The organism is Enterococcus ureilyticus (genome assembly GCF_001730315.1).
Classification (GTDB): Bacteria; Bacillota; Bacilli; order Lactobacillales; family Enterococcaceae; genus Enterococcus_L; species Enterococcus_L ureilyticus.
The window spans coordinates 103,487-126,122 of record NZ_MIKC01000039.1; the positions used below are offsets into that span (position 1 = coordinate 103,487).

Annotated in this window: 27 protein-coding genes and 1 other annotated feature; of the genes, 20 read left to right on the forward strand and 7 right to left on the reverse strand. The window is 35.6% G+C overall.

The window, feature by feature from the left end:
* Positions 1–12: 12 nt before the first annotated feature.
* The gene (locus BCR24_RS13135; RefSeq protein WP_069640974.1) at positions 13–546 is read right to left on the reverse strand and encodes a 3'-5' exonuclease; all 534 of its coding nucleotides are present in this window, start codon (positions 544–546) and stop codon (positions 13–15) included.
* 220 nt (positions 547–766) lie between these two features.
* The gene (locus BCR24_RS13140) at positions 767–1,525 is read right to left on the reverse strand and encodes an exodeoxyribonuclease III (RefSeq protein ID WP_069640975.1); all 759 of its coding nucleotides are present in this window, start codon (positions 1,523–1,525) and stop codon (positions 767–769) included.
* Positions 1,526–1,742: 217 nt separating this feature from the next.
* Between BCR24_RS13140 and BCR24_RS13145 the strand changes: the two genes are divergently transcribed.
* A complete protein-coding gene (locus BCR24_RS13145) occupies positions 1,743–2,981 on the forward strand; it encodes a chloride channel protein (protein ID WP_100630425.1) in 1,239 nt (412 codons plus the stop codon).
* A gap of 154 nt (positions 2,982–3,135) precedes the next feature.
* On the opposite strand, the gene BCR24_RS13150 is transcribed toward BCR24_RS13145, so the two are convergent.
* Positions 3,136–3,429 (reverse strand): hypothetical protein, encoded by a 294-nt coding sequence (locus BCR24_RS13150; protein ID WP_069640976.1) that lies wholly within the window; start codon positions 3,427–3,429, stop codon positions 3,136–3,138.
* Positions 3,430–4,721: 1,292 nt separating this feature from the next.
* Between BCR24_RS13150 and BCR24_RS13155 the strand changes: the two genes are divergently transcribed.
* The 8 genes from BCR24_RS13155 (at position 4,722) to murB (ending at position 11,107) form a co-directional block, all read left to right on the forward strand.
* Entirely contained in the window at positions 4,722–5,009 is a 288-nt protein-coding gene (locus tag BCR24_RS13155; protein WP_069640977.1) for a TIGR04197 family type VII secretion effector, read from the forward strand.
* A 37-nt stretch (positions 5,010–5,046) separates the two neighbouring features.
* Complete coding sequence (locus BCR24_RS13160) at positions 5,047–5,412, forward strand: hypothetical protein (protein ID WP_069640978.1); 366 nt, start codon at positions 5,047–5,049, stop codon at positions 5,410–5,412.
* The gene (locus BCR24_RS13165) at positions 5,390–7,045 is read left to right on the forward strand and encodes an LXG domain-containing protein (protein WP_069640979.1); all 1,656 of its coding nucleotides are present in this window, start codon (positions 5,390–5,392) and stop codon (positions 7,043–7,045) included. Before BCR24_RS13160 ends, BCR24_RS13165 begins: the two co-directional genes overlap by 23 nt.
* A complete protein-coding gene (locus tag BCR24_RS13170; RefSeq protein WP_069640980.1) occupies positions 7,046–7,660 on the forward strand; it encodes a TipC family immunity protein in 615 nt (204 codons plus the stop codon).
* Positions 7,661–8,275, forward strand: coding sequence for a TipC family immunity protein (locus BCR24_RS13175; protein WP_069640981.1), 615 nt, complete (start codon positions 7,661–7,663; stop codon positions 8,273–8,275).
* Positions 8,276–8,293: 18 nt separating this feature from the next.
* Positions 8,294–8,905: a TipC family immunity protein gene (locus BCR24_RS13180; RefSeq protein WP_069640982.1), complete on the forward strand. Its 612-nt coding sequence runs from the start codon at positions 8,294–8,296 to the stop codon at positions 8,903–8,905.
* 313 nt (positions 8,906–9,218) lie between these two features.
* The gene (locus tag BCR24_RS13185; protein ID WP_069640983.1) at positions 9,219–10,133 is read left to right on the forward strand and encodes a Gfo/Idh/MocA family protein; all 915 of its coding nucleotides are present in this window, start codon (positions 9,219–9,221) and stop codon (positions 10,131–10,133) included.
* Positions 10,134–10,204: 71 nt separating this feature from the next.
* Positions 10,205–11,107, forward strand: a complete 903-nt coding sequence (murB, locus tag BCR24_RS13190) for a UDP-N-acetylmuramate dehydrogenase (protein ID WP_069640984.1) — start codon at positions 10,205–10,207, stop codon at positions 11,105–11,107.
* Positions 11,108–11,143: 36 nt separating this feature from the next.
* Here the strand turns inward: murB and cbpA are convergent, their stop codons facing one another.
* Positions 11,144–11,788, reverse strand: a complete 645-nt coding sequence (cbpA, locus tag BCR24_RS13195; protein WP_069640985.1) for a cyclic di-AMP binding protein CbpA — start codon at positions 11,786–11,788, stop codon at positions 11,144–11,146.
* Between the two features lie 147 nt (positions 11,789–11,935).
* On the opposite strand from cbpA, the gene rpmG reads away from it, so the two are divergent.
* The 5 genes from rpmG to BCR24_RS17170 all read left to right on the forward strand — a co-directional run bounded on the left by rpmG (position 11,936) and on the right by BCR24_RS17170 (position 14,105).
* Entirely contained in the window at positions 11,936–12,088 is a 153-nt protein-coding gene (rpmG, locus tag BCR24_RS13200; RefSeq protein WP_010760564.1) for a 50S ribosomal protein L33, read from the forward strand.
* 17 nt (positions 12,089–12,105) lie between these two features.
* Positions 12,106–12,276 carry a preprotein translocase subunit SecE gene (secE, locus tag BCR24_RS13205; RefSeq protein WP_069640986.1) on the forward strand — a complete coding sequence of 57 codons (171 nt, stop codon included), beginning with the start codon at positions 12,106–12,108 and terminating at the stop codon, positions 12,274–12,276.
* 168 nt (positions 12,277–12,444) lie between these two features.
* The gene (gene nusG, locus BCR24_RS13210; protein WP_010773265.1) at positions 12,445–12,987 is read left to right on the forward strand and encodes a transcription termination/antitermination protein NusG; all 543 of its coding nucleotides are present in this window, start codon (positions 12,445–12,447) and stop codon (positions 12,985–12,987) included.
* Between the two features lie 112 nt (positions 12,988–13,099).
* Complete coding sequence (locus tag BCR24_RS13215; protein WP_069640987.1) at positions 13,100–13,966, forward strand: alpha/beta fold hydrolase; 867 nt, start codon at positions 13,100–13,102, stop codon at positions 13,964–13,966.
* Positions 13,941–14,105 (forward strand): LacI family DNA-binding transcriptional regulator, encoded by a 165-nt coding sequence (locus tag BCR24_RS17170; protein ID WP_239574115.1) that lies wholly within the window; start codon positions 13,941–13,943, stop codon positions 14,103–14,105. Before BCR24_RS13215 ends, BCR24_RS17170 begins: the two co-directional genes overlap by 26 nt.
* 253 nt (positions 14,106–14,358) lie before the next feature.
* On the opposite strand, the gene BCR24_RS13220 is transcribed toward BCR24_RS17170, so the two are convergent.
* Positions 14,359–15,057 carry a MurR/RpiR family transcriptional regulator gene (locus BCR24_RS13220; protein WP_069640988.1) on the reverse strand — a complete coding sequence of 233 codons (699 nt, stop codon included), beginning with the start codon at positions 15,055–15,057 and terminating at the stop codon, positions 14,359–14,361.
* Between the two features lie 86 nt (positions 15,058–15,143).
* Here BCR24_RS13220 and BCR24_RS13225 point away from each other — a divergent pair, with 86 nt between their 5' ends.
* The 3 genes from BCR24_RS13225 to BCR24_RS13235 are packed head-to-tail and all read left to right on the forward strand — an operon-like array spanning position 15,144 to position 18,718.
* Positions 15,144–16,763: a peptide ABC transporter substrate-binding protein gene (locus tag BCR24_RS13225; protein ID WP_069640989.1), complete on the forward strand. Its 1,620-nt coding sequence runs from the start codon at positions 15,144–15,146 to the stop codon at positions 16,761–16,763.
* An 11-nt stretch (positions 16,764–16,774) separates the two neighbouring features.
* Positions 16,775–17,860, forward strand: a complete 1,086-nt coding sequence (locus tag BCR24_RS13230) for a M42 family metallopeptidase (protein ID WP_069640990.1) — start codon at positions 16,775–16,777, stop codon at positions 17,858–17,860.
* A gap of 15 nt (positions 17,861–17,875) precedes the next feature.
* Complete coding sequence (locus BCR24_RS13235) at positions 17,876–18,718, forward strand: M55 family metallopeptidase (protein WP_069640991.1); 843 nt, start codon at positions 17,876–17,878, stop codon at positions 18,716–18,718.
* A 43-nt stretch (positions 18,719–18,761) separates the two neighbouring features.
* Here BCR24_RS13235 and sdaAA read toward each other — a convergent pair whose 3' ends face one another.
* Together sdaAA and sdaAB are read right to left on the reverse strand one after the other, a co-directional pair.
* A complete protein-coding gene (gene sdaAA / locus BCR24_RS13240; RefSeq protein ID WP_069640992.1) occupies positions 18,762–19,634 on the reverse strand; it encodes an L-serine ammonia-lyase, iron-sulfur-dependent, subunit alpha in 873 nt (290 codons plus the stop codon).
* 24 nt (positions 19,635–19,658) lie between these two features.
* Positions 19,659–20,327, reverse strand: a complete 669-nt coding sequence (sdaAB, locus tag BCR24_RS13245; protein WP_069640993.1) for an L-serine ammonia-lyase, iron-sulfur-dependent subunit beta — start codon at positions 20,325–20,327, stop codon at positions 19,659–19,661.
* Positions 20,328–20,531: 204 nt separating this feature from the next.
* On the opposite strand from sdaAB, the gene BCR24_RS13250 reads away from it, so the two are divergent.
* From BCR24_RS13250 to rplA, 3 genes are all read left to right on the forward strand, one after another.
* Positions 20,532–20,840, forward strand: a complete 309-nt coding sequence (locus BCR24_RS13250; protein WP_069640994.1) for a hypothetical protein — start codon at positions 20,532–20,534, stop codon at positions 20,838–20,840.
* 253 nt (positions 20,841–21,093) lie between these two features.
* A complete protein-coding gene (rplK, locus tag BCR24_RS13255) occupies positions 21,094–21,516 on the forward strand; it encodes a 50S ribosomal protein L11 (RefSeq protein ID WP_010760576.1) in 423 nt (140 codons plus the stop codon).
* A 111-nt stretch (positions 21,517–21,627) separates the two neighbouring features.
* Positions 21,628–22,317, forward strand: a complete 690-nt coding sequence (gene rplA, locus BCR24_RS13260; RefSeq protein ID WP_069640995.1) for a 50S ribosomal protein L1 — start codon at positions 21,628–21,630, stop codon at positions 22,315–22,317.
* Between the two features lie 79 nt (positions 22,318–22,396).
* Positions 22,397–22,524 (forward strand) — a sequence feature (ribosomal protein L10 leader region).
* The last annotated feature ends 112 nt before the right edge of the window (positions 22,525–22,636 follow it).

A 22,636-nucleotide genomic window follows, 5' to 3' on the forward strand; every position in this document is an offset into this window, starting at 1 on the left:
ATTCGGCTTTTTTTATTTGACTGTAACAAGTTTTTTCAACGGTTCAACACCAAAATGTTTTTCCTGATACAGTAAAATTTCAGCGCAAGCTCGGCTGTCTTCTAGTGCATCATGATGATTGTTCAACTGGATATCTAGATTATCACAAATCGTGTTTAATTTATGATTCGGCAACTCTGGAAATAACTTGCGACTCGTTTTAACTGTACACAATGAAAGATAATTCGGTTGTTCGATCCCATAATAATCCAAGGAACCAGCTAAAACACCACAGTCAAAAGGGGCATTATGAGCAACCACTAAACTATTGGGTTTAAAACAGGCTTGGATCTGCTTCCAAACATCAGGAAATTTAGGGGCATCCGCCACATCTTCTGGTTTGATTCCATGAATTTGGATATTTTTCCAGAAAAAGTCGGTTTCTGGTTTAATTAGTGAGTAATATTCATCAACGATGCGGCTATTCTCTACTTTTACTAAAGCAACAGAACAAGCGCTATGTTTAGCGTAACTGGCTGTTTCAAAGTCTATGGAATAAAAATTCATAGTCATTATTCCTTTCGGTTCAAAATTAATTCATACATGCAGTATAACAAAATAATAGATACATGGTAAGTCCAATTCAGTAATATTAACAGAAATTAAATAAAAAGAGGATGAGACAGAAGTGTTAAACCCCGAGAAATAAGAGGGGTTGCTTCTGCTCCCACCGTTTATCTGGATTCCACGTGAGCGGGATATGACTCGAAGAGTTATGTCCCACTCACTAAGCAATCGTTAAATCAACCTCTACTGGACAATGATCACTGCCAGTAATTTCGGTATGAATTTTCGCACTTGTTAAAGCCTCTTTCAATCCATCAGAAACAACAAAGTAATCGATTCTCCACCCAGCATTATTTTTCCGAGCATTAAAACGATAACTCCACCAAGAATAAACGCCTTCTTGGTCAGGATAGAAATAGCGATAAGTATCAATAAAACCACTATCCAATAATTCTGTAAATTTTTCACGTTCTTCCGGTGTAAAGCCAGCATTTTTTTGATTGGTTTTCCAATTTTTCAAATCGATATTTTGATGAGCAACATTCAAATCACCACATAAAATCACTGGTTTTTCTTTGCTCAATTCATTTAAATAAGCACGAAAGGCATCTTCCCATGTCATACGATAATCTAATCGTTTCAGCTCATTTTGCGAATTAGGTGTATAACAAGTAATCATAAAGAAGTTTGGATATTCCAATGTGATCAAACGACCTTCTTGATCATGTTCTTCAATTCCCATTCCGTATCGTACGCTGAGTGCTTCTTCTTTGGCAAAAATGGCAGTCCCTGAATACCCTTTTTTCTCAGCATAATTCCAGTATTGATGATAACCTGGCAACTCTAAGTCAATTTGACCTTCTTGTAATTTAGTTTCTTGCAGACAGAAAAAATCTGCATCTAATTCATTGAAAACTTCCATAAAGTTCTTTTTAACAACAGCACGTAAGCCGTTAACATTCCACGAAATACATTTCATCTTGAGGACCTCCTTCAAAATTGACGCGATTTATTGATTTTTGTAAGTAAGACTTTAGATTAGTTTAACATACATAATCCAGATTTTGGTATTCTGTGTCGACTTTCTGATTGAAATCAACAAGTATCATTTTTGTATTCAGGTATTTAGATTTATGATAAAGTGAAAGGGAAGTCATGGAAACTATAAATATTTTGAACTGAAAGGAACTATCAAATTGAATACAAAAGAAATTGGGTTGCTGGTTTATGGCGTGGTACTAAGCAGTATGATTGGGGTTATATCGTTTATCTTTTTAAGAGTGGAAGGAATAGGTTCTGAATTACTTTGGAATTTAGTTTCGCCGGATACTCCTTTACGTGTGTTCTATATTTTAGGGCTTACGTTAACAGGTGGCGTTTTACTAGGGTTTTTACGAGCAAGATGGGGGAATTTGCCTCATACAGTTCATGATTCTGTAACAGAATTAAAGCAAACAAAAACACTCGATCATAGTAGTGTTTTCCGTAGTTTGTTGATAGCTCTTGTCGTATTGATTTTTGGTGCAGGCGTAGGACCAGAAGCGGGGTTACTAAGTGCGGTTATTTATTTATCTGTATGGCAGGCGGATAAACTGCGCTATTACTACTTTCACTTTAACGAATTGAAAGAGTTGTCTCTAAAAGATCAGATTGCACGTCTGATTCATCCTAAAAACTATTTGTTGACGTATGATGAAAAAAGAGCTGCTGATGCAGGCCAGAAGTCGAAGAAAAAGATTTTTTATCTACTATTTATTATTAATGGCTTGATCACTTTTTTCCTTTTAATGAAACTGACAGGACAACCTTCTTTTGTTTCTAAAATGGGCGAATCAAATTGGATAGGGAAAGAGCTGTGGATAGGCTTGCCGTTGATGCTTTTTGGGGTAATAGTTGGAAAATGTTATCTTCTGTTTAAAATCTTTCTAAAGAAACGGTTAGATTTTTGGCAAGAGTTTCCGATTCGTAAAGCATTGATTGGATCTATCGCAATTTTTCTAATAGGTGTTTTTCTACCTAATTTACTTTTTTCAGGGCAACTATCGCTTTCATTGGCACCATTTGTTGGAAGTCAAGCTTCATTTTTAGTGTTAACGATGATTGCGTTGATCAAATTAGTATTCTTGCAACTATGCCTTAATACAGGTTGGATCGGTGGCGATATTTTTCCTATTGTATTTGCGGCAATCATTCAAGGATTTGCTGTATCACAGTTATTTACCCAAACGGATCGTTTGTTGATTGTTGCAATCGTGAGTACCAGTATTGCAATTGCAATCATAAATTCACCGTTTCCAGTAGGTGTGTTTATGATGTTGTTTTTCCCACTAAATCTAAGCCCAATTATTTTAGCGGTAGCAATTATTTTATTTTTCGCCAAAAAAGGGTCAAATCGATTCATCCAAAAGAAAACAGTGAATCAAAAAATAGAATAACATATCATGTATCGGACTAGAGGAGTTATTATGAAAATAGGCGTTATCGATTTTATAAATATCGTGCAAAAAGCATATTTACTTGTGTACCCTTATCCAAGCATACCTTACTTATTATTAAGGGAGATGCCACTAAATGGACACCTCCTCATTTTTACTTCTTAACAAAATGAGTAGTTACTTTTCTTTCACGATCTAACTTCTTAATTTTGATTTGTTCAGCTTCCACCAAACGGATAAATTCTGTGAAAAAAGTGTGGAACAAATGACCACAAGCATAATATTCTTTGATAACTTTTTTCTTGTTGATTGGACCCGTTCGGAATTGGAAGAAATGATCCAATACGGCAAGAGGTTCTTGCCAAGAGTCAAAATGATCTAGTAAATCTTGTAAATCAGTAATATCTTGATAGGGAATTGCTTTTAGGGTATGTAGCTCGTTTTTCATAATGGTTCTCTCCTTTTTTGAAGCACTGAATTTCGTACTTCAGCGCTTCTTAATGTACGCATTGACTTAGGCAACTTATTAAATTAGCGGTAGAAATGACTTGTGGATGAATAGTGTCAGTCTGGTAGAATTTCTATCGCCTTTTTTGGGATAAAACAAAAAACGTTATTGGAGCAGTTAGTGAGAAAAAGTCACTTTTTCAACAACTCCCTAAAAATGCCTCAATCCGAAAAGTGCATGGATTCCTTTTTAGTCCAGTTGCTCAAAATTTAACGACTTTTTATCATCCTAAAACTACCAATACCGCTATCAATTATCTAGAAAAAGTATGCAGACTTTATTAAGTACATGATTTTAACAAAAAGTTTCCAGACAGACTAGAAAATTCCAGTAAAATTAGGTACAATAAAGAATGCTAGGACTTTGTGCTAGCAATTGGCAACTTGTATAGATAGTGTTCGCTGTCTATGCAAGGCTTCATCAATTGGTTGTCGCCAAGTGATGAAGTGCCTTTTTGCTTTGCACCACTACGTTCCACTTCGATCTCATCAATTTCTAAGAACTAAAGCTCTAAGAATTGAAGGACTACGACTGACCAAAGGGCAGAGTGGATGATGCAAAGTACAAGGTGAACGAAGTGAACGTTGTCTCCTTGTCTTATATCTATAATTGATCATTTGTTTTAATTTGAAGTGAACCTCCTTTACTTGAATTTGTAGAATAGAAAAAACGATATCAGGAAATTTCCCAATATCGTCAACAATAGTCTCTAAAAATCATCTACCACTTCTTCTAAAATAGCCCAAAAGTTAACAAACCTATGGCAAAATAGGTAAACTTTAGGTATAAGAAAAGAAGCTAGTACATGTTGCTAGCACTATTGGCAACTTGTTTGGGCAGTGTTCGCTGTCGTTACAAGGCTTCGATTATTTGGTTGTCGCCAATTAATGAAGTGCCAATTTATTTTATATTCTGATTTGAACAGCTCATTTATAGATGGGCTGTTTTCTTTGTTCTATTCTACCTTCTAAGTATATACGAAAAGAAGGCGAACACGCAACCTAATTTTCCTCTTAAACGCCATTAAATAACACGAAAAATCATTTCCTTATATATAAGATAAAATAACAGAAAAATGTTTTATTTTCCAAATTGGAAGTCATAGACTTGCAATTTTTTGTTTGATAAAGAAATTCATGTTAGAGATAGCTAGAAATATGTGATTTACTTCAATATTTTATTAAGATATACTTGATATTAGGGTTGAAAAAAATATAAAGGAGTATGAAAAATTGATTGATGTTAACGGTGCAGAAGCACAGAATCAGGCGACCAAGATTGGTCAAGCTAACGATAAATTAACGATCTCCCAAACCGTGACCTTTTCTTCTGGGACAACGGTGCCAGGAAATACCACAGCAACTACTACTTTTGAAGAATTTAAAACCTCTTCCACAACAATCCAACAACTGTTAAATCGTGATGTAGCGAATATTCACAGCGCTGTTGCGGCGTTTGAACGAGCAGATTCCCAGACGAAACAGTTATTTGATAGACCCTTTACCGGTTTGATGAAATAGCGATGCATTGAAGCGTTTAACTTAAGGAGTGGATGATATGAAAGAGGACGACATTAGAAAGAAGCGAATTGAAAACGAAGAAAAGCAAGAAGAAACTGTTCAGATTAGCCTGTTACTAGAACGCAAAATGGAAGAATATGGACAGCTAGCTACGAGGGAACGGATACATAATGAACGGATATTAGCCTATTTTCATGGACAAGAGGAATTTTCTTTTTTTGAAGAGATTGTTGAAGAAGCTCGTATAGAAGAACGTCGATTTTTTGATGAAATGAATGAGGGTCAGGAAATAGTAAATAAGGAAAAACGACAATTAGAAGAGTATTCTGAAACCTTGTATGAAGCAGAATTACAAGCGCTGAGAGAGGAGGAAGATGCTCATGGTCAAAATGGTGATTGGTGAAGTCCAAACTCAAACAGAACAAATAAAATCATATGCTAAAACGTATAGTCAGGCATTGGAATCTGTTTCAACCGCAACGCAAGGGATTCAGTTAGCGGTAGGAATGAGCGGAGAAGGAATGGACGCCATAAAATCCTATCTTTCAAGCGTTTATCCAGCCCTATGCAAAGCAGCGATTCTTCATAGTGAGGCGGTTGTACAAGCGAATGAACAATATGTGGAAGCCTACATCTCTCAGTGTGGTAGTGAAGATTTAGATTCCGAAGAATTACAAGAGCAAATCAATGAAGCGGATAAGTTGATTCAAGAGTTTCAATCGTCAAAAGACAGCTATACTCAAGCCAAACAAAATTTATCAGACGACAAAGATAAATTAATGGGCATGATTTTCCAAGCCGCAATCACTATCATGGATGCAGGCATCACACGTAATCAAGCGAAGAAAGCCAAAATAGAGGAAAAACTTCAAAAATTTCTTGCATTTTGTGACCAGTCTACCAGTTATTTTGATGGGTTGAGTGATACAAGGAATTTGCTTTCAAAAGGAATGCAAGCTTTAGGTGTTAACGGTAACGGCAGTATTGGTCCTGGGAGTTGGAACGGTAAAGGATTTTCATTGAAGGATACATCTTGGATGAAAGATGTGAATAAACGTTGGAATGATCGCCATCAAACCAGTGAGCAGAAATTTGTGCGAAACTTGAAAGAGCAGTATGGATTTGATGATGAGACAGCACAAATTATTTTGAAAATGAAAGAAAATATTGATAAAAATTATCCTAATCTTTCACAGAGAGAACGAGATTATATTTTGAATCGTTTACTTGGTGGTTTGGTATATGGTGACATGAGTAGTGATGGACTAAAAGACACATTAAAAAAATTGTTAAACGGTAGTATGTGGGCAAATACAGCAGGTGTGGGAATTACTGATAGCAGTGGTGATGCTCTGTCAATCGAGGATCAGTTAAAGAAATTGCTTGGATTAAGTGATAGCGACTACGATTTATTACGTTACAAAGTAAGGATACAAAATCTGATTTCATCGTCACCAACATCGTTAAATTGGGATGATTTAAAAGATTCTCAAAAGTCAGAATTTAAAGAAACTATACAACAAGTTCTAGGTTATAATTTAACCATGGAAGAGTTTGAAAAACTATGGAGAGAACAATTTAATAATATGAAAGACAAAGGAGACTTTGCACATCAGTCTATTACGCAAGCCACAATTTTAAATCCAGGTATTCCAGCAGCGGCTGGGAATGGAGGGCGTGAAAATGCTAATCGTTTATCTGGTTGGAAAGGTGATGCAACAAAAGCGGCTGAAGCAACACCAAGCTTAGGTCCAGATGATTATAAAGCGGATTTGGATTCAGAAAATATAACGTATTTAATGAATAAAAATAAATGGTCTTACATGGATACAATGAATTATTATCACAATCACTTACGATCAGGACAAAGCAGAGCAGAAATTTTTACTGAACATACAGCATATAGTGAAGTGAAAAATACCATATTCAATAATTTAAAGGTTAATTCCATGAAAGAATTAAAAGAGAAATATTATGATTCTTATCGATTTTTATGTAACTTAAAAGATAAAAATAATGAATTGAAGGACTATTAAATGAAAAAAAAGCTGTTAATCATTGTAGCATTGGGAATAATGATTATTATTGGATATAAAGGTTTGGAGTATTTGAAAATTAAAAATGTATTTGACGAAATTTATAGTGGAGAATATGATGATCTTGGTTATGTTTTAAATCCAAAAGGGTTTCCAAAGATGAAACAGATTGAACGGTGGGACAGAAAAGCAGCAGATACTAATAATGTTGCAGGTCCAATAATTGAGAGTTACAAAAAAGAATTTCTGGGAAATGGCGAGTCATTATCAATTAGTTTTATGTTTTCTAAAAAAAAATACTACATTGAATATACCGAAAAAATTTCTCCCGAAGTTTCTATTTATTTTACGTTTACTTATTTTTTTAATGATAAGGTAATCAAAGAAAATTTTTCTTTTTTAGATAACACAAAAGAAAATCATACGATAACAAATTATAGTGAAATAAATAAATATTTAAGTGAATATAATATATCTAAGAGGGAACTAAAGAAAAAAGCTTATGATATTTTATATGATAGAGTAATCAAAGATTGGACGAATACCTATCCTAGCCGCTTTTCTGTAAAAGATATAGGCGAAGTTGACATTGAAAAAGATGAGTTTTTGAAGTAGATGAAGAAAAGATTAATCATTGTTTTCATACTCCTGATAACTATTTGGGTCGGGTACAAGAGTTTGGAGTATTTGAAAATTAAAAATGTATTCGACGAAATTTATAGTGGAGAATATGATGATCTTGGTTATGTTTTAAATCTAAAAGGGTTTCCAAAGATGAAACAGATTGAATGGTGGGACAGAAAAACAGCAGATACCAATAATGTTGTAGGACCAGTAATTGAGAGTTATAAAGAAGAATATTTGGAGAACGGTGAGTCTTTATCAATTAGTTTTATGTTTTCAAAAAAAGAGTTTTATATAGGATATACTAAAAAAATAGATTCCAATATCTCTTATGAAATTGGATATAGATATGATAGTGAAACAAAAATTTTAAATGAAGACATCAGTATTATAGATGACAACATAGAAAAATGGGATATAGAAAAAGCGAACGAAATCCAAAAATATTTTGATAAATACAATATTTCAAAGAAAGAAGTACAAATAGTAGCGGATAAAGTCTTATACAATAAAGTTATCAAGGATTGGATCAATACTTATCCTAGTCGCTTCTCCGCAAAGAATATTGGAAAATTGATAATCAAGAAAGATCCATTTTTAGAATAAATTGAAATGAGTAAAATAATGAAGAAGAAACCAAAGCTTGTTGTACTATGTATAGTTATATCTTTTATTGGATATAAAGGTTTGGAGTATTTGAAAATTAAAAATGTTTTCGATGAGATGTATTACACTGAAATTAAAGATATAAAAAAGCAGACAGCAAACGGATTTCCTAAAATGAAACAAATCAAAAGCTGGGATAGAAAAAAAGTACAAACATTTGATGATTTAACCATAATAAATGAACAATATAAGAAGGAGTTTTTGAAACAGGACGAAAATCTGACGTTTCATTTTGGATATACAGACAAAATATTATCTTTTGTGTATACAAAGAAGATAGATAACGGTGTTTTTTTGCAAATGGGTTATAGTTATTTTGTAAAAGAAAAGTTGTTAAAAGTGAAAGTCAACGTTACCTTATCGGGTGTAGATGAATTAGATCCAACTACTAATAAAGAAATAGAAAAATATCTTGATAAATATCAGATATCAAAAGAATTTTTAAGGAATAAATCTAACGAAATTTTATATAACACTGTGATAAAAGATTGGGTAGAAAGTTATGATAGCTCTTTTACTGTAAAGAATATAGGTGAAGTTACTATTGAAAGAGATCAGTTATTAAAATAGACGAAGAAAAAATTAATCGTGATTTTATACTTTTGATAACCATTTGGACCGTTTGCAAGGGTTTGGAGTATCTGTAAGTCAAAAATGTATTTGATGAGATGTATTACACCGAAATTAAAGATATTCAAAAACAAAAAGCAAATGGATTTTCTGAATTGAGAATAAAGAACTTAATTTTTAATCGGAACTAGGAGAGTACAGAAATAGAATCATGATTTCAATTCAGTTTTATTATAAAGAGCTTTAATTTCAGACATTTCCTCCCAATCAATAGTATAATAATCGTATCAACTATTGATCGTGAGGGAATCATATGAAAATCGGAATCATCGGCTTAGGAAATATCGCGCAAAAAGCATATCTACCTGTGTACTCTCAACTAAGAGACCAAGCAACGTTTATATTATCCACCCGAAATGAACAAACCCGAAAAGAAATCAGTGAAAAATACGGCTTCAACGAAATGGTTGCTTCAACAGAAGAATTGATTCAGACTGGAATAGTAGCTTGTTTTGTTCATGCGGCAACCAAAGTGCACGATCAACTAGTAAAACAACTACTAGAAGCGGGCATCCATGTTTTCGTTGATAAACCGTTAAGTGAAAACCTAGCAGAAGTCAAAGAAATCCAAGCTCTAGCAGCAGAAAAAAAGCTGATTTTGATGGTAGGCTTCAATCGCCGTTTTGCACCATTTGTAGACGAATTAAAAGCAGTTGACAATAAAAATATGCTGCTGATCCAAAAAAATCGAATAGCATCGGAATCTACAGCTAATTTTGTAATTTACGATTTATTCTTACATGTAGCTGATACACTTGTCTATCTCCTTGATGATGATATCCGCCAGGTTCAAACCAAAATCATTGAGGAAGATGGCTTACTAAAAAGAGCGATTCTTCACGTAGAAACAGAAACTACGACAGCCATTGCTTCAATGAATCTCTACGCAGGAGCAAATACAGAAACTTACCAAGTAACAAGTCCAGAAGGAACGTTAGTATTGGAAAATCTAACAGATTTAACTAGCCAAAACCCGTTAGGGACACAACAACAAAAATTTGGCGATTGGACAACAACAGTAGAAAAACGTGGCTTTCAACAAATGGTGGAGGAATTTATCAAAGCAGTTCAAACTAATGATGGCACGTATTTAAAACAAGAAAAAGTCTTTACAAGTCATGAACTATGTGCGCAAATGTTGCGTAAGCATCAAGAACATATTTTATAGAGTCAGACTAGAAAGTTTCTCTTTGACATGCTAGAATAAAAAGGATGTTTGAAAGAAAGGAACGACTTTCGATGAATAAAATTGAAATGATGAATGAATTAACAGATATAACCTTACTATTTGATGAACCTTTGATGAATTTTACGTTTACTAAAACAGGTGGACCTGTGGATGTTCTAGCTTTTCCAAAATCAAAAGCGGAAGTGGCGACATTAGTCGAATATTGCAAAAGTCATGAAATCCCTTGGCTTGTCCTAGGAAATGCCAGTAACTTGATTGTCCGAGATGGCGGTATTCGCGGAATGGTAATTATGTTGGAAAATATGAAACAAATCTCTGTTTCTAAAAACCAGATCATTGTGGAAGCAGGAGCAAAATTGATCGATACAACCTATGTTGCTTTGGAGCATGATTTGACTGGTTTTGAATTTGCTTGTGGGATTCCTGGAAGTATCGGCGGCGCTGTCTATATGAATGCGGGTGCTTACGGTGGAGAGATTAAAGACGTTTTCACAAGTGTTGATGTGTTGTTGGAAGACGGGACGATTCAAACCTTTACAAATGAAGAGATGGCATTTTCTTATCGTCATAGTGCGATTCAAGATATGCACTGTATTGTATTAGAAGCAACTTTTTCTTTAAAAGAAGGGGAAAATAGCGTAATCAAAGATCAGATGGTTGAGTTGACTGCACTAAGAGAATCGAAGCAACCATTGGAGTACCCATCTTGTGGCAGTGTCTTTAAACGACCAGAAGGACATTTTACTGGGAAATTGATACAAGATGCCGGCTTACAAGGCCTGAAATGGGGCGGCGCTCAAATTTCAGAAAAGCATGCAGGTTTTATCGTCAATATCGATCGCGCTACGGCTACTGATTATGTAGAATTGATTGCGCATATCCAGCAAGTGATCAAAGAAAAATTTGATGTTGTATTAGAAACAGAAGTCCGCATTATTGGAGAAGAACGTTAAAAAGAAGCCTTTCAGCAGGAAGGCTTCTTTTTCTTCTTATTCAGCGTTCGCTTGTAAATCTTCAATTTCAACAACTTTAAGATTCTTACGCTCTAAATTTTCAACGATCAAAGCACAAGTTTCTTCAGTAGTTTCTGCTGGTAATGTAATCAAAGTACGACGAATGAATTCATCTTCCCCGATATCCAAGGTAATACAGCTGGCGATACTGCTATGTTTGGCAATGATTTTTGTCATTGCAGCAAGGTCACCCTGTTTACCAGTCGTAGCAATTGTTAATACATAGCTGCCACGTTCTATATTCCAAGACTGAGCAAGGATATTCAATAATGTACTATGAGTTAAAATACCATAGAAATGATTATTTTCATCCAACACAGCGATATACGGTAATTCTTTGATTGTAAAAAAGACTTTGAAGAATGACGTGTTCACAAAAATAAATTTTGTTGCATTTTTCAACAAATAGGTCACTGGTAGACTCATGTCTCCGCCGTTTGCTTTGTGGCGGTAGATGTGCATTTTATAGATATTTCCTCTAAAAATCTTTTCCGATTCATCTAGGATCGGTACACAACGATATCCTGAATCTTCAAGGATCGTCAGTGCTTCTTCCAGAGTACAAGATTCATTGACGGTTGTAAGATTTTTCTTTTTGATAACAACGGATTTTAATAACATGTTAATCCTCCCGTAGGTTAAATTCTTCTAACAGGGTAATGATAACATAATTTGAAAGAAAACCATAGTTTATTGAGTATCCATTGACATTTTATTAAAAGAATGATAATGTTATTGAGTAAATTTGTGAATAGAGGAGGTTGAACAATGGCAACAAAAAAATCAGCACTTGCTTGTTCAGATTGTGGCTCCAGAAACTATTCTAAAGCCGTCAGTGAAGGAAAACGTGGAGAACGGTTAGAAATCAAAAAATTCTGTAAATACTGTCAAAAATACACGTTACATAAAGAGACGAAGTAGATATTGGAGGAGTTCAAATGAAATTTTTACGTAGTGTTAAAGATGAGATGAAGCAAGTTACTTGGCCATCTAAAAAACAATTACGCAAAGACACGTTGGTGGTTATCGAAACATCGATCATTTTTGCAGCATTATTCTTTGTGATGGATACAGCGATCCAAACTGCATTTGGCTGGATTCTTAAGTAATTCAAACTAGTATTTCATTAAAAATGGTGCTATAATAACTTGTGAGGAAAAACTTCGGGGAACTGAGGTTTTTTTATTTTCAGACGAAAAAAAGCAGTTTCAAGAAATAGTTGTTACTCTTAATGTATTGTATGATCACTATATAAACCTAAAGGAGCCGAAGCAGAAATGGAATCATTTGAAAAAAATTGGTATGTACTGCATACCTATTCAGGGTACGAAAACAAAGTGAAAGCGAATATTGAATCGCGAGCACAAAGTATGGGCATGGGAGATTTTATTTTCCGAGTAGTCGTTCCAGAAGAAACAGAAACAGAAGTAAAAAATGGCAAATCAAAAGAAATCGTGCATAAAACGTTCCCTGGTTATGTCTTAGTTGAAATGACAATGACCGATGATTCTTGGTATGTAGTGCGTAATACACCAGGTGTTACTGGGTTTGTTGGTTCACATGGTGCGGGAAGCAAGCCAGCGCCGTTATTGCAAGAAGAAATCAATCACATCTTGCGTTCAATCGGTATGAGCACACGTCAATCTGATTTGGATGTTGCACTAGGTGACACCGTTCGTATTATTGAAGGGGCCTTTTCTGGCCTTGAAGGTGAAGTAACAGAAGTTGATGAAGAGCGCCAAAAATTAAAAGTGAACATCGACATGTTCGGTCGTGAAACAAGTACCGAGTTAGATTTTGAACAAGTAGATTCAATCTAAAAAAATAAAGAGCTGAGGCATAATGGTTTTGGCATGGAGAGAGTGGAACAAAACTAATCATAGTTTTGTCCTGCTCTCTTCTTACTATAGCGATAATTGAAAAGGTGATAAAATGAAAAATAAGAAGGATTACGTCATTCTAATAGTCTGTATCGTGTTATTTTTTGCTGGTTGCGCGAATAAAAAAGGAGCGGATAATGGAAAGCAGCAGATCGGTAAACAAACAGACACTAGCGAGAATGTACAAAAGACATCTGTTCCGACACTATTTATCCATGGCTATGGTGGTGGAAATAATTCCTTTGGTCGTATGATCAAACGATTGGAAGGAAACCACCGTACCAAAAAAGAGTTAGTTTTGACTGTTAGTGTGGCTGGAAAAGTCCAAGCTAAAGGCGAACTTACTGGCAAAGAAAATAATCCTAGTGTTCAAGTGCTTTTTGAAGATAATAAAAATAATGAATGGAATCAAGCAGAGTGGATCAAGAATTGTCTGGAATTCGTTGGGAGCAATTATGGAATCACCCAAGTCAACTTGGTAGGACATTCTATGGGTGGCGCTAGCACTTTACGTTATTTGACAACATTTGGGGAGGATAACAATTTACCGAAAATCAACAAATTTGTAGGCATAGCGGCACCATTCAATGATTTCGTAGAATTATCTAATGGAGAGACGCTTGACGATGTTTTACAAAATGGTCCTGCAATTCAAAGTGAGCGCTATTCAGATTATGTCAATGGAATCGACAAAGTGTCCAAAGGGATGAAAGTCATGATTGTTGCAGGAGATGTAGAAGATGGCAGTTTAAGTGATGAAGCAGTTCCTGTTGCGGATGCAGTAAGTGTTGTCGCGCTATTTCAAACACATGGGAATGAGGTACAAGAAAAAATATTCTACGGAAAAGCTGCCCAGCATAGTAAATTACATGAAAATACGGAAGTAGATCAACTTGTTGCAGATTTTTTATGGCAATAAAGGATTAAGTCAAGTGGATGGAACGATGAAAGTCAGAATGAAAGACATTACGAAAATGGCTAATGTATCTGAAGCTGCGGTTTCTTTGGTATTAAATGATAAACCATCTAGAATTCCGGAAAAAAGAAGCAGAAAATAAAAGCAATCGCAAAAGAATTTAACTATATCTCAAATATAGCGGCCCAACGTCTTGCTAAAAATGCTTCACAAACCATAGGGGTTGTTGTTCCTAATCTTGAAAATAGAAACATAGACCGATAGAAAGAGCTGTTTTTAAATACTAAAAAAATAAAAAGTAAAATGGTACGTGTTCCTTAAAAAGAGGAATACGTACCATTTGATATTTTTAGGCTAGACATTCTTTTTTTATCAGATATAATGACTTAAATTATTTAATTTCTTTTTGAGTTGATACATGCGGATATCAATGACTCAAATATTACCAGGGTTCTTCCGAAAAACAGTTGTGGCTGAGCAATATTTGTTGAAAAGGGACTATATGAATCAGTAGAAAATATTAAGTCAGCAGCAACAGCGATAGCCGTGTTTTTGTTACCTAAAAAAGCAATAATCGTGTTATTTTTTTTTCTAGCTAGTTCTACTGTTTTTCTTAATGACTCTTCTTCACCGGAATGAGAAACAACTATAAAAAGAATGTTTTGATTATTCTGATTATTTATTAATTGCGTGTGAGAGGTAGTAATGTTAGGAATCGAATGGAAATTCAAAACCTCACTAATATAACTAGAAATGTGAGAAGAAAATCCTTCACCGAGAACGACTACTAAGTTTTTACGATTTTTTTCAATTAGCATGCAAAATTGATCGATTTCAGTTGTAGAAGGCAGTATTTCATTTACGATAGGAGTTGGTAAATGCGATTCTTTAATTTTATATACTAGTTCGTTGTATCCAGATAAATTTAATTTTTTAGCTAAACGAACAATAGAGGTAGGGGAGGTAAAACAATCTTTAGCTACTTTACGAATACTGAGTTCACGTGTATTTCCGCATTGTTCATCTAAGTATGCAAGAATTTGAAGTTCTGTTTTGGTTAAATTGTACATTTCTTTCAGGTAATGTAAATTCATGGTGTAACCCCCTTAATAAGAATATAAATAATTTTAGCAGAAAAAAGTGTTTTGTGTTGATAAATCAAAAAATGAGGTGTTTTAAAATGAAAATCAGAAAAAGTAAGATGTTATTAGTAAGTGCGGTACTTTTAACTTTAGCGGGATGTTCAGGTGGAAAAGATGCGGCAACAAAAGAAGAACAAGTGCTTCGAGTGGGTATCGATTCAGAATTATCAACAGCGGATGTTTCATTGGCAATGGATAATACCGCTTGCAGTGTGATGAGTCAAGTTGGAGAAGGCTTGTTTTCTTTTGACGAAAAGGGAGAAGCAGTTCCAGCATTAGCAACGGATAAAGTAGAGCCATCTAAAGACGGTTTAACCTATACCTTTACCATACGAGATAATGCAAAATGGAGCAACGGGGATCCAATCAAAGCGAAAGATTTTGAATACTCATGGAAAAGAACCGTGGATCCTGAAACAGCGTCACCACAAGCCTATTATTTCGAAGGAATCAAGAATTATAAAGCAATTGCCAATGGGGAAAAAAATAAAAGCGAACTTGGGGTCAAAGCTGTTGATGATCTAACGTTAGAAGTTAATTTAGAATATCCGATGAGTTATTTCCAACAATTATTAGCGGTTCCTGCCTTTTTTCCATTAAATGAAAAGTTTGTAGAGAAAACGGGCAAAGAGTATGGGACAACTGCAGAAGATACCTTGTATAATGGCCCCTTTACAATGGAAGGTTGGGATGGCACTAATAATACATGGTCATATGTCAAAAATAAAGAGTATTGGGATAAAGACGCAGTCAAACTTGACAAAGTTGAAGCTCAAGTTATCAAAGAAATCACGACGGCCAAAAACCTATTTGATGACGGCCAACTGGACGAAGTAAAAATCACTGGAGAAATCGTTGCGCAAGAAAAAGGCAATGAGGCTCTTAAAATAAGAGAAGTACCAGGAACTTATTATATCCAATTAAACACAAAAAAAGATATTTTTGCTAATTTAAACGCAAGAAAAGCTATTGCCTTGTCATTAGATTCAAAAAAACTAGCAGAAAATGTATTAAATGACGGATCAAAAAAAGCATTAGGATTTGTTCCAACGGGCTTTATCAATCAAGCATCTGAAAAAGATTTTGCAGAAGAGGTCGGAGATATTAATCCTACAGACGAAGCGAAAGCAAAAGAACTGTGGGCATCGGCAAAGAAAGAGTTAGGAATTGAAAAAACCGAGGTAACGATTTTGTGCTCTGATTCAGAAAACGCTAAAAAAATTAGTGAATACATTCAAGGTTCTCTGGATAAAACGCTTGATGGATTGACTGTTAATGTTTCAGCAGTGCCATTCAATAATCGTTTAGAAAAGAGTCGTAGCGGAGATTTTGATATTGTACTTGGTGGTTGGACACCTGTTTATGCTGATCCCATTGATTTTTTAAGTTTATTACAAACTGAAAATTCTAACAATTTTGGGAAATGGTCAAGTACAGAGTATGATCAGTTATTAAGCGAGGCGAACAAAACTTATGCAAATGATTATGAAAAACGATGGGATGTAATGAAAAAAGCAGACCAATTGATTGCAGAAGAAGTGCCATTGGTTTCTTTGTATCAATTATCAGAAGCATACTTGATCAATGATCGAGTGAAAGAGTTACCGTTTGGACCTCTAGGTTCTGTTTATTATAAAAATATTTACATTGAAGAGTAGGTGGGAAATAAGTGAAAAAAGATCAAGCCGTAAAATTAATTACCCAACTTTCAGACGCAAATGGAGTATCTGGCTTTGAAAATGAAGTTGTCAAGATTGTTCAAAAAGCCACCAAAGAGCTTGGCTCTCAAAAAACTGATGGCATGAAAAATCTTTATATAGAAAGTCAGAATAATACTGGTGAAAGACACCTAGTTCAATTTGATGCCCATAGTGACGAAGTTGGATTTATAATACAAGCAGTCCAAACAAATGGATTACTAAAATTTTTACCATTAGGCGGTTGGATTCCAAGTAATATTGCTGCTCAAAAAGTTAGAGTGAGAAATCGTTTTGGTGAATACATTACAGGGACTGTTACAAGTAAGCCACCACATTTTATGTCAGAAGCAGAACGCAATAAAACTTTGAAAGTAGAAGATTTATTCATTGATGTGGGTGCTATTTCAGAAGCTGAAATTAATGAAATTTACAAAATTGATATAGGAGCACCAGTTGTACCAGCTGTAACTTGTGAATATGATGAAAAAACGAATAAATTCTTAGGAAAAGCTTTTGACTGCCGCATTGGTTGTGCTTGCATGGTGGATGTTTTAGATGAACTAAATAAAGAAAAACTTGAAGTTGACCTAGTTGCGACATTGACCTCACAAGAAGAAGTTGGTCTGAGAGGAGCGCTTGTCGCAGCCAAACAAGTGAATCCCGATTTAGCAATTGTATTTGAGGGATGTCCAGCGGATGATACTGCTGCACCAAATTACTTAATCCAAACAGCTTTAGGAAAAGGACCAATGCTTAGGTATTTCGATGTATCAATGATTACAAATCCTGAATTTCAACAATATGCGCTAGAAATCGCCAAGGAGCACAATATACCCGTTCAAGTTTCTGTTAGAAGCGGTGGTGGAACGAATGGTGCTGTGATAAACCAAGTAAAAGGAGCTCCGACTATCATCGTTGGAATTCCAGTTCGATATGCTCACACACATCATGGCTATGTTGATTATCAAGATTATCAACATGCAAAGGATTTAGTGGTGGAAATTATAAAATCATTGGACTGGCAAAAAATAGAAGCATTGACTCATCCGTTATAAATGAGGAGGAATAAAATGAAAATTTATATTTCATGTGATATTGAAGGATTGGCAGGCATTGCTACTTTTGATATGGAAAAAGAAGACACACTGCTTTTTAGAGAATTATATCATAACCATGTTGCTTGGTTGATTGAAGGGATTCAAAAAAGTGAACGGCAGTCTGAAATTGAAGAAATTACTATTTCCGATTCTCATAGTCGTGGTGTTAACCTTTCTTTTAGTCGACTTGCTGAAATTGACGATCGGATTTCTTTGATCAGTGGATTTCCTCGTGAAGACTATATGATGAGCGGTTTAGATGAAAGTTATGATTTAGTTATGTTTTTAGGCTATCATGCGGGAATTGGAAAGTTGCATGGAAATATGGATCATGGGTACAGTGCAAGTGTTGCGTATGATTTGAAAATTAATGGTCAATATATGAATGAAACGACGATCAATGCAGCTTATGCAAGCGAACGTGGTGTTCCAGTAGGCTTGATTATTGGAGAGTCTGGCTTAAAAGAACAACTTCATGATGAAGGGATGTTGCCCTGGGTTTCATATGTTACGACTAAACAATCACTAGGTCGTTATGCAATCAAAAATTATCCCATAAAAAAAGTTAAAGCGGAGATTATCCAAGAAACAATAACTGTTATGAATAGTGATTTTGATCAATTAAAAAAATATAAAATCGCTACACCAGCTGTTGTTCAGTTACAATGTGTTACTACGGCTCAGGCAGATAGAATCGAAATGCTCCCAACTGTGAAGCGTATTGATGGCAGAGTAGTTGAATTTTCTGGTGAATCAATGAAAGATATAATGAATGGTATCGTTGGGATTGTAGGATTAGGAGGAACAACATATTAAAAAATACACCTGTCTGACTGTTGAGCTAGACGGGTGCATTTTTTTAATTTTGCTGACTGGCTAACTCTTTAGCTAGTCTTTTAGCAGTTGGTGTTACAGCTAAACCGCCTTCTGCCGTTTCTTTGAAAATCTGTGGCATTTGACGACCAACCTGGTACATTGCGGCTACCACTTCATCTGGTGGAATCACGCTGCGAATTCCAGCTAAGGCCATATCAGCAGAAATGAATGCTTGGGAAGAGCCCAAGGCATTACGTTTCACACAAGGAACTTCCACAAGGCCTGCAACAGGATCACAAATCAACCCCATCATATTTTTCAACGTAATCGCGATAGCTTGGGCTGCCTGATCAGCTGAACCACCTGCCGCACAAACTAAAGCAGCACTGGCCATTGCACTAGCTGAACCGACCTCGGCTTGACAACCGCCTTCGGCTCCACTGATTGAGGAATTATTAGCGATTACTAATCCAAAAGCGCCGGCGGTAAATAGGAAATCAAGTTGTTGCTCATGGGTCAATTGTAGTTTTTCGATAGCAGCCATTAAAACGCCGGGGACTACCCCCGCACTGCCTGCTGTTGGTGTGGCACAAATCAATCCCATATTTGCGTTGACTTCATTGACAGCGACAGCATTTCTAACAGCCGTCAGAATCGTTTCACCGCTCAAAAAATTACCCGCTTGAATATAGTCATTCATACGAGTGGCGTCACCACCTGTAATTCCAGTAACTGAAGTCACACCGTTCACACCTTCTTCGATGGATTGTTTCATCACAGCAAGGTTTCGTTCCATTGTTTCGAGGATTCGCTCTCGACTATGCCCATGGTTTTCAATTTCTGTTGCAATCATTAATTCAGCAACTGAAGGAAAATCTGCAGCTTGTTTTACTAATTCTTCTATGGATAGAAACATAACAAGTTTGCTCCTTTAAGTAGATTAATCAAAATAATTTACACTATAAATATGGGGAATCTGAACCAATTTCATTGTAATATCACCAATATCAGCATGATCGATCTCAATGATCATGATTGCTTTTTCTCCTTTAGATTCCCGAGTTACTGTCATCGTTCCAATGTTGATATTTGTATCAGATAATAAATTGGTGACTTTAGCGATCATACCAGGTACATCTTGATGAACGATAATGAATGTTGGCGTACCCATTGTCAGAGAAATTTTAAAACCATTCAGCTCAGAAATTTGAATATTACCGCCGCCAATAGAAATCCCCGTGACAGAAAGCTTACGCTCACCTTTAGAAACAAGCAGCTTAACTAAATTTGGATGCTCCGCTTTTTCTTTTAAGGGAACAAAGAGAACTTCCATATGTTGTTCATGCGCAATTTTCAAAGAATCAGCCAAACGCTCATCATCAGGTTCCATATCCAGTAAACCGCCAACTAAGGCAATATCTGTCCCATGACCACGATACGTTTTTGCAAAGGACTCATATAAATAAATGTCAACCGTGTCAGGCTGCTCCCCAAAAATACTCCGGACGATTTTTCCGATGCGAGCAGCGCCAGCCGTATGAGAACTGCTTGGTCCGATCATAACTGGACCGATGATGTCAAAAACACTTTTATAACGTAAACTTTCCATTATCTATTTCACCTATTTTCTTATTTGAAACTAACAAAAGTCTATCACAATTGCCTATAAGAAACTACAGAAAAGTTGAAGAGAGAAAGTAAGCGAACAATTTTTTTGAGTTGACGAATCGAAAAATAAAAAGCTAACGTTAATTGCCTTTTAAATTACAATATGTTAGAATAAATAATATTGATATAAGAAGGAGATGTTTAAATGAAAAAAATAATTGGATCGCTATTTGTAAGTGCAACGCTAGTCAGTCTTTTCGCAGTACCAAAAACAGCACAGGCAGCAAGTCGCTGGAATATTTTCGATATTGAAGGATCGATTGAAATTCCAGGTTGGGCGAGCGGTAATAAAGAGCCAGAATATGTTATTCATGAAACGACTACGACAGGAGTTCCGCCGCTGATCATTCAACATACCAAAGGTGGCAAAACTGGCTTCTTAACTAGAAAAGAATATCATAAATTACCAGGTGCTACTGAGTGGTATGCTAAATATAGTGGGCACATCCAATAAGCGTAACAACCATAGAAAAAGCTGAAGGAGAAATTCCTTTGGCTTTTTTTGTTCTCATTTGCAAGGTTTATTTGAGTTGAATAACAAAAATACTATTTCATAATAGAATACTTGAAAAATCAAAAGAGAGAGAGTATAATAATTAAGTGTGCATTTTTGCATGCAGAATTTCTTTGATTTGTCAAAGAATGACGTGGGAGGAGAAATCTTCATCTCCAATTAACCACATCACGGACCCAAGGAGGTATGTCTCGTGGCAAAAAAAGTAGAAAAATTAGTTAAATTGCAAATTCCTGCAGGTAAAGCAACACCAGCTCCACCAGTAGGTCCAGCATTAGGTCAAGCGGGTATCAACATTATGGGATTCACTAAAGAATTCAACGCTCGTACAGCTGATCAAGCTGGTTTAATCATTCCAGTAGTAATTTCTGTATATGAAGACCGTTCATTTACATTTATTACGAAAACACCACCAGCTGCAGTATTATTGAAAAAAGCTGCAAAAATCGAAAAAGGTTCTGGTGAGCCAAACAAAAATAAAGTAGCGAATGTTTCTAAAGAACAAGTGAAAGAAATCGCTGAACTTAAAATGGCAGACCTAAACGCAGCAGACGTTGAAGCGGCTATGCGCATGGTTGAAGGAACTGCAAGAAGCATGGGAATCACTGTAGGATAATTTTTTATTCTAAGGAACCCAAAGAAGTAGCTTCTCAGTTTATTTCATATTTAAAGATATGAATTACGTGGGAGGTTCGACCGTTATAACCACAATCAAGGAGGAAACAAAATGGCTAAAAAAAGCAAAAAAATGCAAGATGCATTAAAAAAAGTTGAAGCAACAAAAGTTTACCCTGTAGCAGAAGCGATCGCTTTGGCTAAAGATACAAATATTGCAAAATTTGACGCAACTGTTGAAGTTGCTTACCGTCTAAATGTAGACCCTAAAAAAGCAGACCAACAAATCCGTGGTGCAGTAGTATTACCAAACGGAACTGGTAAAACACAAAGCGTTTTAGTTTTCGCTAAAGGCGATAAAGCCAAAGAAGCTGAAGCAGCTGGTGCTGATTACGTAGGTGACGCTGACATGGTTCAAAAAATCCAAGGTGGATGGTTTGGATTTGACGTAGTAGTAGCAACTCCAGACATGATGGCTGAAGTTGGTAAATTAGGTCGTGTCTTAGGTCCTAAAGGCCTTATGCCCAACCCTAAAACTGGTACTGTAACAATGGACGTAACAAAAGCTGTTAATGAAGTAAAAGCTGGTAAAGTAACGTACCGTGTTGATAAAGCTGGAAACATCCATGTACCAATCGGTAAAGTTTCATTTGATAATGAAAAATTACTAGAAAACTTCAACACAATCAACGATGTATTGTTGAAAGCTAAACCATCAGCAGCAAAAGGTCAATATATCAAAAACATTTCAGTAACAACTACATTTGGACCTGGAATCCACGTTGACCAAGCTTCATTTTAATTAGCAAAGCTAGTTCATGAAACTAGACAATTAGAAATTTTACTTGACTCAACTACCTTTCCCGTGGTAAGGTAGTTGAGGTTAATAATTAACTGTACCGAAGACAGTAGGTGACGTAAGTCTTAATTTCCTACCGAGGACAATTGTTGATACATACAATTACGTCCCTCTATGTCAACGGTGGCATGGAGTTTTGTTGTTTTACACGACTTTTTGAAAAAAAGACGATGTAAAACAATACTTGGCGAACAAAGTGAGCGAAGTTTCTTTAGAAGCTTTTAACTAACATATGGTAAACCAAACTCCACCATCAATCATC